The organism is Vibrio hippocampi (assembly GCF_921292975.1).
Classification (GTDB): domain Bacteria; phylum Pseudomonadota; class Gammaproteobacteria; order Enterobacterales; family Vibrionaceae; genus Vibrio; species Vibrio hippocampi.
The window spans coordinates 1,196,937-1,208,996 of sequence record NZ_CAKLCM010000002.1 but is presented as its reverse complement, the minus strand read 5'-3'; the positions used below and the strand labels follow the sequence as shown (position 1 = coordinate 1,208,996).

The 12,060-nt window shown below is 44.4% G+C and carries 13 protein-coding genes and 1 pseudogene; 6 read left to right on the top strand and 8 right to left on the bottom strand.

The features are described 5' to 3' along the window. Positions 1–21 precede the first annotated feature (21 nt). Together btuC and btuD are read left to right on the top strand one after the other, a co-directional pair. Entirely contained in the window at positions 22–1,020 is a 999-nt protein-coding gene (gene btuC, locus L9Q39_RS07810; RefSeq protein ID WP_237484530.1) for a vitamin B12 ABC transporter permease BtuC, read from the top strand. Continuing rightward, the gene (btuD, locus tag L9Q39_RS07805) at positions 1,004–1,759 is read left to right on the top strand and encodes a vitamin B12 ABC transporter ATP-binding protein BtuD (RefSeq protein ID WP_237484529.1); all 756 of its coding nucleotides are present in this window, start codon (positions 1,004–1,006) and stop codon (positions 1,757–1,759) included. The genes btuC and btuD overlap by 17 nt, the downstream gene beginning before the upstream one ends. A 47-nt stretch (positions 1,760–1,806) precedes the next feature. Here the strand turns inward: btuD and L9Q39_RS07800 are convergent, their stop codons facing one another. Continuing rightward, positions 1,807–2,379 carry a nucleoside triphosphate pyrophosphohydrolase family protein gene (locus L9Q39_RS07800; protein ID WP_237484528.1) on the bottom strand — a complete coding sequence of 191 codons (573 nt, stop codon included), beginning with the start codon at positions 2,377–2,379 and terminating at the stop codon, positions 1,807–1,809. Between the two features lie 629 nt (positions 2,380–3,008). Here L9Q39_RS07800 and L9Q39_RS07795 point away from each other — a divergent pair. The 3 genes from L9Q39_RS07795 to L9Q39_RS07785 all read left to right on the top strand — a co-directional run bounded on the left by L9Q39_RS07795 (position 3,009) and on the right by L9Q39_RS07785 (position 5,391). Beyond that, a complete protein-coding gene (locus L9Q39_RS07795; RefSeq protein ID WP_237484527.1) occupies positions 3,009–3,479 on the top strand; it encodes a dual specificity protein phosphatase family protein in 471 nt (156 codons plus the stop codon). 567 nt (positions 3,480–4,046) lie between these two features. After that, positions 4,047–4,844, top strand: coding sequence for a class I SAM-dependent methyltransferase (locus L9Q39_RS07790; protein ID WP_237484526.1), 798 nt, complete (start codon positions 4,047–4,049; stop codon positions 4,842–4,844). A gap of 88 nt (positions 4,845–4,932) precedes the next feature. Next, positions 4,933–5,391, top strand: coding sequence for a GNAT family N-acetyltransferase (locus L9Q39_RS07785; protein ID WP_237484525.1), 459 nt, complete (start codon positions 4,933–4,935; stop codon positions 5,389–5,391). Between the two features lie 22 nt (positions 5,392–5,413). On the opposite strand, the pseudogene L9Q39_RS07780 reads toward L9Q39_RS07785, so the two are convergent. Then, positions 5,414–5,617: pseudogene (locus tag L9Q39_RS07780) on the bottom strand (IS110 family transposase); the annotation flags it as partial. Between the two features lie 88 nt (positions 5,618–5,705). On the opposite strand from L9Q39_RS07780, the gene L9Q39_RS07775 reads away from it, so the two are divergent. After that, positions 5,706–5,861, top strand: a complete 156-nt coding sequence (locus L9Q39_RS07775) for a hypothetical protein (RefSeq protein ID WP_237484524.1) — start codon at positions 5,706–5,708, stop codon at positions 5,859–5,861. 160 nt (positions 5,862–6,021) lie between these two features. Here the strand turns inward: L9Q39_RS07775 and L9Q39_RS07770 are convergent, their stop codons facing one another. From L9Q39_RS07770 to L9Q39_RS07745, 6 genes are all read right to left on the bottom strand, one after another. Then, positions 6,022–6,252 (bottom strand): glutaredoxin family protein, encoded by a 231-nt coding sequence (locus L9Q39_RS07770; protein ID WP_237484523.1) that lies wholly within the window; start codon positions 6,250–6,252, stop codon positions 6,022–6,024. A gap of 96 nt (positions 6,253–6,348) precedes the next feature. After that, on the bottom strand, positions 6,349–7,281 hold the full coding sequence (locus tag L9Q39_RS07765; RefSeq protein WP_237484522.1) for a putative 2-dehydropantoate 2-reductase: 933 nt from the start codon (positions 7,279–7,281) through the stop codon (positions 6,349–6,351). Positions 7,282–7,534: 253 nt separating this feature from the next. Then, on the bottom strand, positions 7,535–7,729 hold the full coding sequence (locus tag L9Q39_RS07760) for a hypothetical protein (RefSeq protein WP_237484521.1): 195 nt from the start codon (positions 7,727–7,729) through the stop codon (positions 7,535–7,537). A 95-nt stretch (positions 7,730–7,824) separates the two neighbouring features. After that, positions 7,825–8,871 carry a PQQ-dependent sugar dehydrogenase gene (locus L9Q39_RS07755; RefSeq protein ID WP_237485533.1) on the bottom strand — a complete coding sequence of 349 codons (1,047 nt, stop codon included), beginning with the start codon at positions 8,869–8,871 and terminating at the stop codon, positions 7,825–7,827. Positions 8,872–9,013: 142 nt separating this feature from the next. Next, entirely contained in the window at positions 9,014–10,189 is a 1,176-nt protein-coding gene (locus L9Q39_RS07750; RefSeq protein WP_237484520.1) for an alpha/beta hydrolase, read from the bottom strand. 111 nt (positions 10,190–10,300) lie between these two features. After that, entirely contained in the window at positions 10,301–11,509 is a 1,209-nt protein-coding gene (locus tag L9Q39_RS07745; RefSeq protein WP_237484519.1) for a putative manganese transporter, read from the bottom strand. Positions 11,510–12,060: the final 551 nt, after the last annotated feature.

The following is a 12,060-nucleotide window of genomic DNA, read 5'->3' as shown; positions in this document are numbered from 1 at the left end:
AGCTGCTGATTTGTATATTAAATGGATTTTGATCAGCTACTCTCTAAAAATCAATCTCGATGGCGATGGATACTTGTCTTAGCCTCGCTGCTACTTATCATTTGCTCCTTAGCGCATTTGGCTATCGGTGAGCATATCGTCAATCCTTTCTTTCCTAGTTCGCCCCTCGATCAATTACTGGTTTACGAACTTCGCGCCCCGCGTTTAGTCGCAGCACTAGTCATTGGAGCTGCGCTCGCTATTTCTGGTGCAACATTGCAGGTCTTATTGAGTAACGTGTTAGCCGAACCCGGTGTACTTGGTATTTCCGGAGGTGCCAGTTTAGGCATGGTGATCGTGATGTTTGCCATTCCGGCGGCAGCAACGCCACTAGGCTTTATGTCGGCGGCGGTTGTCGGGGCTTTATGCTTTACCTTGCTGCTTGTTAGCGCCACTCGAACATTGCGTTTATCGACCACACGTTTGTTATTGGTTGGGGTAGCATTGGGTATTCTGTCTGGCGCGATGGTCACTTGGGCGTTCTACTTTAGTGATGACTTAAGCATGCGTCAGCTGATGTATTGGCTAATGGGCAGCCTTGGTGGTCTAGATTGGTATCAGCATATTTTAAGTCTGTTTATGCTGCCGATTATGGTTTGGTTATGTTGGCAAGGTACTCTGTTAGATAAACTAATGATAGGTGAGGTGCATGCTAAGCAGTTGGGTGTGGATGTTGCCAAAATTCGTTGGCAACTTATTCTCGCTATTTCGATTTTGGTGGGTTGCAGTGTCGCCTTAGCTGGTGTGATCAGTTTTGTTGGCTTAGTGATTCCCCATCTTCTGCGCCTCGCTTTTGGCACTGAAAATCGTTATTTGTTGCCGCTATCGGCGATTGCTGGCGCGACACTTTTGGTGCTATCAGACATTTTTGCTCGAACTCTGTTGAGCTCGGCAGAGCTGCCTATCGGTGTGATGACTACAACCATCGGAGCGCCGATCTTTATTTGGATGCTGGTGAAAAATCATGATACAGGTTCGTAATCTCGCCCTCGGTGAGCGACTGCTGCCGATGTCGCTGGCATTCCCGCAAGGTCACGTGACACATATCATCGGACCGAATGGTAGCGGCAAAAGCACCTTATTGAGTTGTGTGTCTGGCATATTAGAGTGCGCTGGCGAGATAGAGATGGATGGAGAACCGCACACCTCTCTGTCATTGGCCGATTTAGCCCTGACGCGAGCCTACTTGAGCCAGAGTGAGCGTCCCGCTTTCAATATGCCTGTGTACCAGTTTCTATCCGTATCAGTGCCAGCTTGTTGCACGGATAAAGAAGCGTTAAATCAGGCAGTGCGCCAAGTCACTGAGTTGCTGAATCTGACCCGATTGCTTACCCGAACCGTGCATCATCTTTCTGGTGGCGAGTGGCAGCGTGTCAGGTTAGCGGCTTGCGCGCTTCAAGTATGGCGACCTATCAACCCCTACGCCAAACTGCTCATTCTTGATGAACCCTCAGCACCATTGGATATTGGTCAGCAAAAGTACTTGCATCGTTTGGTGGACATCATTAAGCAGCAGGGGACAACGGTAGTCATTGCTAATCATGACCTCAATGTGACCTTGCGATATGCAGATTATGTGGTGGTATTAAAGCGCGGTGTGATGGTGGCGAAAGGGACGCCAGATGAAGTGATGAACGAGGCATTATTGCAGCAGGTTTACCATACCAATATTACTCGCATTGAGTGGCAACATCGCCCTTACTTAGTGTTTGAAAAGTGATCCCTTGAATTGGACTCAAGGGATCGCTTGTCACCAGCTATAAATTATTATACCAGTGGTGAAAGATCAGCAGGACGGTAATAGACCGACTTTAGAACCTTACCTTGTCGGATAGTCTTTGCATCTGAAACAAAATCTTCGGCACACTTAGCAATAATATAGTTGCCTTTTTCAACCGCCATCAGCTTAATACCTTGCTCTGCATAGTATGCTTGCGTTTCTTGGTACTCAGTCATATTGCGGCAGACTTTACTCATATTACTTGAATGGATCTCATCCCAGCATTTGATGAAATCGATATCGCGGTTGGCAGCCACATGCAACAGCAGTTCAATTAGATAGCTGATCGCAAGATTGTCTTCCACCTTGCTGTCACCAAGATGCACTAGACGACCCATCAAGACATAAACAGAATCAATAATGGCATCAGCCTGTTCGACTTTACTGTCCGCTTCAGCCAATTCAGTCATCTCTTCAATCGCCAGCGAACTATGCAATTTATCCGCCGCATCATCCAGAGAAGCCACATCGTTCACAGGCAAATCAAAAGTGGTACGAAATTCAGTAATATCGCGGTAAAGATGATCGAAAATGTCTTGGGTAAGTAGTGTTAGTTTCATAAATTTGCTTCTTGAGACTCGGGAAATATTTGGCGAGGATTATAACTGATTCGTTGCAATGTTGCAGGTGCAATAAAGCGCACACGGCAGTTTTTAAAGGAGCAAGCAAAAGACCAAGCAAAGGGACAGGCAATATATGAAAACGGCTGAGTCATTGCATAAAACTTCAAACTCACGCGTGAAACTCTGTTGTGATTCGGTTTTCTATCAACTGGCAGGGGATATTGGCAGTTTTATTTTTCCTGTCTCTATAGAGTCCTCGAATTTCTTCTAAAAATTGGCTTACCATCTCCACTCTCTATTGCTGTATGTTTGTACAGTTTATTAGGTTTGAATCTGGTTTGAGTATGAAAAATGACTTGTTTTGTTGAGTGCATAGTCGTGCTTTGTTGGTAGAGGATTTAGTAAGGCATTGTTCATTAGGAGATTTGTGATGATCATACCTTAGATAACACGCACGGTTAAAAAGTGATAATACACTGGCGCGTTTCTATGTGATGACAGAATATATAGCGCGATGTATTTGCTTTAATTTTTAGTGGGTTATGATAAATTGATTAAAATTTAGCCAGAAAGAAAAACGAGACTGCCTGTTATTAAGAATGTTAGGTGTCTAATGGAGAACGATTTTGCAGCAGGTATTTTTTATTGAAAAAACAGTAGCAGGTAGGTGTGGTCCTGACAATCGCATGTGGGATCTTGCTGAGCTACGCAATAATAACGTAGCTGCAATTCTGTCTGTGAATGACGGTGAAATGGTGCATGTTTCTCTTCTTGATACATTGGGCATTGCTTACAAAAACATACCGCTTTCAAGTAATGCACCAGCTCTTGATGGTGACCTAGAACTTTGCTTGAATTCTCTTCCACAAATACTCGGTTTCCTAGATCTGCACAAACGCGATGGTTTGGTTATTGTTCACTGTAAATCGGGTAAAGACCGAACAGGTCTAGCTCTAGCTGCATATCTAATGCAAACCAAAAAGCTACTACCAATAGAGGCTATCGAAGCCGTTAAAAAGGTCAGGAGTGTTGCATTTACTGCGCCGGGTTGGGATGAATTTTCGCTCAAGGTGCTAAGTGCGCTGAGAGACACCTAACAAATTGTTCAAGAGTGATTCGGCACGCGTGGCATTTTTACTATGCGTTAAAGCAAAAGGGACAGGCAATATATGAAAACGGCTGAGTCATTGCATAAAACTTCAAACTCACTCGTAATACTCTGCTGTGATTCGGTTTTCTATCAACTGGCAGGGGATATTGGCAGTTTTATTTTTCCTGTCCCTATAGAGTCCTCGAATTTCTTCTAAAAATTGGCTTACCATCTTCACCCTCCATTGCTGTTTATTTGTACAGTTCATTAGGTTTGAATCTGGTTTGAGTATGAAAAATGGCTTGTTTTGTTGAGTGCATAGTCGCGCTTTGTTGGTAGAGGATTTAGTAAGTCATTGCTCATCAGGGGATTTGTGATGATCGTATCTTAGATAACGCGCACGGTTAAAAAGTGATAACACGCTGGCGTGTTTTTATGTGATGACAGAATATATAGCACGAGTTATTTGCTTTAATTTTTAGTGGGTTATGATAAATTGATTGAAATTCAGGCAGGCAGAGGAACGAGACTGCCTGTTATTAAGAATGTTAACTGGCAAAGGGAGTATTGAACAATGGAAGAATTGATAGCCCAATATACGGGTGCAAACGAAGACGAAAGACTAACTCGCCAATACATCGCTCAGTTAGAGTTTGATACTACGATGCATAAACTAGCGCCTTATTTACTTAAAGGTAAATCTGTATGTGAGTTAGGAGCAGCAACGGGGCGTTATTCCTTAAATTTTGCGAAATTAGGTTGTGGAGTTACAGCTGTAGAGCTTGCACCCGACCAAGTGAATATCTTAAACACTAAAGCAAAATCTGAAGGAATTGAGTTAAAAGTGTTCGAGGGTAATGCTTGTGATGTGTCATTTATCGAAAGCAGTTCTCAAGACGTTTGTGTAATTCTTGGCCCTTTGTACCACCTGAAAACTCTGCATGAAAGAGAGCTTGCGGTAAATGAAGCACTAAGAATTTTAAAACCAAATGGCGTACTAGCTATAGCGTATATTTCACGTTTCTTTGTTGCTGGTATGTTTGCACAGCAGTTTCCAGAGTTAGTAACTCCCGAGGTACTTTCAGAGTTAAATAAACATGGCACGGTATCAAACACTAAGGCAGATAGTTTTTTCAAAGTTGGGTATTTCGCAACGCCTAGTGAAATTGAAAGCCTTGCAAAAGAAAATGGTTTTAACGTAATTGGACATTCAGCAACAGATGGATTTGGGCGCTATATATCTAGTGGTGTTAATAATTTTACTCCATCTCAATATCAGACATGGTTAGATTATCATTTAGAAAATTGCGATGAACCCAGTCTTTTGGGGTCAAGTAATCATGGTTTAGTGATCGCTAGAAAAGCCAGTTAACAATGCAATTAAGTCGGATTCATGAACGCGTGCCGACTCGCTTACGCTCAAACATAGCACGCGTTCATTCACCGCTTATTGCGGCGTTATGAGGCATATGGATATTCAACTAATAAAAATAGAAAGTGATGAGTTTGAAAGTCTGTTTTCTGTTGTGAAACAAGGACTTTATTCGCATGTTGATGCCGTCTTTGGTTGGTGTGATGAGTTTCAGGTCAATCGCTTAAAAAGTGACTATGAGCCTCATTGGTTTTACTGGGTTTGTTTCAATAACACGCAAGTTGGAATGCTATGCTTTAAGCCATACTACGACAATGCCATTCATGTACATTTACTCATTATATTTCCAGAATTTCAAAATCAACAATTGGGTGAAAGGGTCATGAATATGGTTCACGACATAGCGCGAGAGCAAGAGCGTAGTCAAGTAACCCTATCAAGCTTTACTAGAAATGAGTCAGCGGTAAGGTTTTACAAATCACTTGGCTATAAGGTGACTGAAAGCGATGAAAACTTCCTTTCTTTGTCGCTTCAACTTGCCTCATAACAAACGACTATGGCGTCAATAGTTAATTTTTGGCGCTACTTTCATCCCACATCGTGCCGTCTCTCAACATCGAATTTAAGATAACAACCCTCTTCTTTACACACGCTATGATAGCCACTTTTTTAGGCTTTCCTGCGTCTAAAAGTCGCTGATACGTCGCTTTGAAAACAGGGTTACATTGCATGGCGGACATCATTGCCATATACAGAACTGTCCGAGCTTGGGCGGGGGATCCTTCAGGGACAGGCAATATATGAAAACGGCTGGCTCATTGCATAAAACTTCAACCTGACTCAGCAAGAGTGGCTCAAAGTATGTACCTAACTAGAAAGACAGCGGGCGACTTTAGTTGGCAGCAAAGCCAGCTTTCCATTAGTGATAGCGAAGATGCAACGGCAGCGGATGTGTGGCTACCAAATTGGATAATGTCATTTAAAAATCTTGCTATTAATATCAGCAAGGAAAGCTGAGCTTTCGTGTGGCAGGCATTTTGGCATTTCCCTCGTTTTCGAAAATTAGTGGTTCAACCTCACTAAGAAATACCCTAGGTTAAAGTCTGAGGAAAATAAGCTTGAAGCTGTTATGTAATTTGTTTTATTTGACCTGTCCCTATAAGAAAAAGGAGGCGAGTTAGCCTCCTTTATACATTCTTTCAAAGTTCTTTGGGTTCCAGCCGATCATAATCTGGTCGCCAATCTTAAGCACTGGCAATGAACGAGCACCGATAGCGTCCAATTCCTTTCTTCCCCTTTGCATTTTGGCGTTCGTCATTCTGTATTTATAGCCTTTTTCATCGAGGTATCGTTGAGCGTCCTTACAATGAGGGCATTTGTCTTTAACATATAGAACTAAGCGTTTCATGGGTTTTGTGCCTTGCGAAGATAATGTGCTTTGCGGAATGAAGCGCTATTTTAGCCTTTATTCGTGTCCGGCACAAAACCTAGCAACGCTTTAGTCTCAACGGGTCTGTATTTTTTGGTTGATGAAACAGAGTTGTTGATAAAGTGTCTCGGTCTTGTGCATCGGCACTCCAATTTTTGCGGCGATATCGAGCATATTTTTATACATATATTCGATCTCTAACTCTCGACCATTCCTGTAATCGAGCAGCATACTGGTGAGGTAGGGTTGCATCTTGGCGGTGTTGTTGATCATGGTATCCACGACCGCGCTATCGAGCGCAGTGCCATGGGCGTTGGCGGCAGCAATCACTTCCAGCATGATGTCTCTGGCGAGTTCGACTATCTGTTCCGTCGCCATCATTTGTGCAGTATCGGCATTGAGGATAGTTGATAGACCGTTGAAAGGTACGTTCCACAGCAACTTTTTCCAGCGTGCGCTGACGATATCGCCCGCAAAATCAGCACCGACGCCCGCGGCTTGAAATTGTTCGGTGAGCCAGTTTATGTGCGAGTCACACTCTGGGTTTAATCGACCTAAGGTGAGGTTGCCGTAATCAATATGATGAATATGACCGGGACCGACTTTATTTGAGCAGATGAAACAAAGCCCGCCACCAATTTGAGAGTGGCTAAGCTGCTCGGCAATGACCTGCTCGCCCGCGATACCATTTTGTAACAGTACGATGGTTGAGTTAGGCTTTAATATCGGTTTTAGCAGTTGCGGCAATAGTGCATTTTGAGTGGTCTTTAATGCCACTAAAATGATGTCAGCCGCTGGCATATCTTGACTATTTTGATAGGCGTTAATCGCCTCGGCTGGAATCGAAAAATTGCCCTCTTGGGAATCAACTTTCAAGCCATGTTGCGTGACATGATCAAAATCTGAGTGAAACAAAAAATGCACCTGACATTGCGCATGGTGAAGACGGGCTCCGTAGTATCCGCCAATCGCGCCAGTGCCAATCACGGCTATCGTGTGGTTATCCATAACAGCAAGTCTCTCCTTTGACTAGATAACGAGAACAATGATCTACCATCAAGACCTAAATGCTCAATAGATCCGAGGTAACTTGGGTATCAGTCTAATGTACAACAATTGCCCATGAACAGAAATTGCTGATGTAAAGAAATTAGTAGCGTACAGAAATTGACAGCGATAAAAGGATTGAATACAAGCGGGTAACGTTGATGAGAGGAGCGAAAACTCCTCTCATTTTATATTGAGACTGACTGTGTGAGATTTAATGAGTATCGTTGCCAAACTGATAGCCTTGATAGATTTCAGATAGGCTTTTCGGTTTTTTATTGTGAGTCTGTTGTTGAGAGACTTCTTTGTTTAATGCTTGCTCATGAGCTTTGGCTGATTCGACAAATTCAGGATTGCTCAGAGCTTGTTTTCTTAGCTCGTTGATACGGTCAAGTCGTTGTTGCAACATAAGCGAACCTCATTTTGTTACTGGTTGTATAAACAGTATATACCTGCCTGTATAAATATCCAGTAAAAATATTAATTCGCTTGTTAGTCACTCATTTATTTAGGTTTTGGCTCTAGTCGATAGATATTGCCATTGTCGGTGCTGAAGTAGATTAGACCATCTGGGCTTATGGCTATGTCTCGGACGCGCTCACCAAGATCGGTGACTAATCTTAGTTGTTCTTTTAACTGATCCCCCTGAATATCAACCACGTTAATATGGGCTAGTTTGAGTGCGCCGGACAGCAGTTTGCCATTGAGCTGCGGATAGTGTTCTCCGCGATAGAGAATCAGACTGCCAGGAGCAATTGATGGAATGTAAACCCATTTGGGTTGTTCAATACCCGGTAATGTCTTTGCTTCGCCAACCGTTAACGGTCCCCAGTATTCCTTGCCGTGAGAGGTTTTCGCCCAACCGTAATTGAGTCCTTTACCAATCAGGTTAATTTCGTCGCCACCGCGAGGACCATGTTCAATTTCCCATAGAGAATCGGTTGCTTTATCAAAGAAAAGACCTTGCGGATTTCTGTGCCCATAAGACCAGATTTCATTCGCCACCTTGTTGTCGTTCACAAAGGGATTGTCGGTTGGCACCGACCCGTCAAGATTAAGACGAAGAATCGCGGCAGCATGGTTACTCGTGTCTTGACCATTGTCTCTATCGCCTCGGTCGCCAATGCCAAAATAGAGATGTCCCTTATCATCAAACGTTATGCGACTGCCAAAATGTCGACCAGAGTCACTGTCGGCGTTGGCTTTGAGTAATCGCGTCCAATTTGAGAGTTTGCCATTGCTGATCGTGGCGGTCGCCAGAGAAGTGGTTGCCCCTTTGTCGGTTTTATCACTGTAGGTAAAGTAGTAGCGGTTGGCATCCTCTGGAGATTGTGCGATGTCCATCAGACCGCCTTGTCCTTTCGCATAAAGGTTGTTAACGCTGTATAAGGTGGTTTTCGTTTGCTCAGATAATGTCACTTGCACTAGATTACCTGTTCGCTCGGTCACCAGTAGAGTATCGGCGTCAGAGAACGCCATGCCCCAAGGAATCATTAAACCATCGATTACTTTGGTTACAGTGTAACTATTATCAAGCAACACTTCTTCCATCCCCGCTTCATCGGCAACAGCGTTTGACACAATAAGCTGTGTGCCAATCAAACTGGTGGCGACAAGTGCACTGACCGAAGAGAAAATCCCTGACTTCATGTTTATCTCCTTGAGGCTGTTTATATCGCGATACCTGACCCGCTTAGCGAGTGGTCTTATCCATAACTTGGTCCATCAGCGCCATACTCTGGGTAAAGTAGGGATTGTAGGTTAAACGGGCAAAGATTTTTCCCGGCTCTTGATGACCCCATGACGAAAACCAGACTGGCGCACCATTGATACAGGCTTGTTCATGCTCGGGAGTTTGACCGTTACCACAAATGATATTGCTGCCGTTGATTCCGTAAAGCGGATTGTCCGGCGAGATCAGTAATCCCTGATGAGAACCATTGGCAATGCGTTGCTCTGGCAGCTTCATTGAAAAGCGAGAGATGTGTGTATCGGTCGCCTTGGTTTCACCTTGCCAGACTAAATGTTTATTGGGGTGGGTCATGGTGTGTTGAAATACTTCAGCTGCATAGCCCGTGTCTATAATGCCGTCCGCTTCACTCATGATCATAAACACCGGCTTATCATAGCTGCGACCTTTTAGTGCCTGCTTGACGACTTCGGTGGTTTGGTAATAAACAGCGGCACCATTCATCGGTAACGAGTTGTACCTCAACGGATTGTCTTCAGGATCTTGGTCAGCCCATGTCACAAAATAGCTGGCTAGTCCTGCCCAGCGTACCGCGGTAGAGGTCGGTTCAAAAGCGGGAGAGAATAGCAGCAGCCCATCGATCGTGGGGTCTTTTATCGCCGCTTCGGTGGCCAGATTCGCGCCAGTCGAGTAGCCGCCTAACCAGAGACTTGGCGTCTGCCGTTTAAGAAGTTGAATATGGTGATGGACGACACCTTGCCAATCCTCTAATGATGGAAGTGCAAGATCACCGGCTTTACTGGCGTGACCGGGGAGCAAGATAGTGCGAACTAAGTAGCCTTTATCCGCAAGGTGCTGAGCTACATCAACAAAAGAGTAGGGGCTATCGCCAAGTCCATGTACCAACAAAACCCCTTTACCGTTTGGGTGAGTCGGTCGGTATTCTGTGGGTAGCACCAAATCAAGTTCTTGCTCATGATTGTCGGTCATAAAGACGCGATTGTCATTGAGCCACAGTTTAGTGGCTTCACGGTACTGTTCAAAACTGCGTTGGTTATAGTCAGGAAGTTCGTTTGCAACTTGGTATGCGGGATCAGCCGACGCATTACTACAACCGGTTAAGAGTCCGGCGATAACCGTTGCACTAGCCAGTAATGCTAGGCACGAAATTCGGGTCATATACAATCCTCTGTAATCACCACTAGGGTTAGTTTTAGTGGAAGCAAAATAAATTCAAGCGGTAACGAATGATTGTAAGTTTAGATACGGACCTAGTTTCAAGAAAGTCTTTTATTCAAAAATCCAATAGTAACCATAGCCGACCACCAAAGCGGGAAGTGCAGAATAAAATGTCGCAACCAAAGCAGCCTTTGGTGCCATAGCGATAGCAGGGAACAAGGCATCGCCATCATTGGATATCGCATTAGATAGCTGTGCTGACATTGGAACCGCCCCCGAGAGATAGAGGCTAGTGACCAATATTTGCGGACCGCATCCCGGCAGTAAACCCACCATCATTCCTAAGAATGGCATCCATATTCCCCACCCAGAAAGACTTTGCGTGATATTGATTTGGGCAAAATGGGTGATGAGCTCGAAAGCAAGAAAGCCAACGATGACCCAAGCGGTGATAAAGTTGGTATCTTGTGCCGCCTTTTGAAACGGGTGAGAGGCGAGTGGCTTATTATCTTCCGAAACGGTCGATTGATAGTCTTTGATTTCTCGGGTCAACGACCAAAGTAACATGCTGCCAACGATCATCACGGTGCCTGCCCATTCTATGGTCATCTCTGGTAGGGACAGCAGTGCGTTAACGTCAACTTGAAATGAGCCAAGTAGGGCGACCGCCAGCGTTGGTAGCATAATCCAACGCCAAAATTCACCCTGAACGTTAATGGCTTTTTGTTCATTCTCTGTCGGTTGCTGATCACAGCTCGCAGGGTCTTGAGCAACAGATAATGATGGCGTTGGAGGTCTAAGAAAATCATCAGCATGTAATGCATTCACTAAGCAGCCCGTTAACCAACCCACGACAACGCCCAGTGCTACGACACCTAAACCAACATCAGGTTGACTGGCGAGAAGTAAAAACGCCGCATCGCCCATGGTCGAGGTTAACACAGCAACGATTGCGCCAAAGCCGACTCGACCGCTGACGAATTGAGTGGTGACAACAATGGCACCGCCACAACCGGGTAGGGCACCGAGTAACGCGGCAAAGAAAACTTGATAGTGACGTGAGTTGCGATAGAGGGAAGCAAGCTTGTTTTCTGAACTAATAAACGCCGACAAATAGTGATAAACAACCAGAGTGAATGCAACGTACGTCGATACCGCCCAAAATGCGTCGGATAGAGAATTCACCACCAGATCTCGGGTTGAATCGGTCGCCAGCAGTGCAATCAAGCATACCGGCAAAAGTAAGCGTTTGTATGCCGGTTGAAATTGATTGACGGTAAGGGTTCTGCTGGTCATGGGTTGTTTAGAGAAGACAGTCATACTTCCTCATAAATGCAAATGATAACAATTATCATTATAGCAATTATCAAGGTGACTTCAACAATAAAAAGCGACTTCAGCAATCGGTTTCAAAAACAACAAATTGATAGAAACATAAGCGGGCAAAAAATAGCTGAGCAAAGTGGCTCTATGTGACGGATTAAATGATGCGCTTTTGGCGATGCAGCAAGTCAGGCGATGGGGTGTTGGGTTTGATTGGATTTGTCTGGTTTGTGCCTGATGGAGCACCGCACAGTTTGTCGGCACAATTATTAAGACAAAGTTGCCAAACAAACTGTTTTGCATCTGGGTTTAAGCAACGAATATGCGCAGCGCACAGGTGCCCGCTTTTGACTAAACTCGCGAGTTTATCAGCGCTGATTTCGATTTGGATATAATTGGGATCGGAAGGCATCCTGCTCTCTTAACCATTGACGAAGAATATTTGATGATAATAGTTATCAATATCGTTAAATGTCAAGTGATTGCTGTCGAGGTGCTTGCTTTCGCGATCATAAAGAGCTTTCGAGATCATAAAGAGTTTTCAAGGA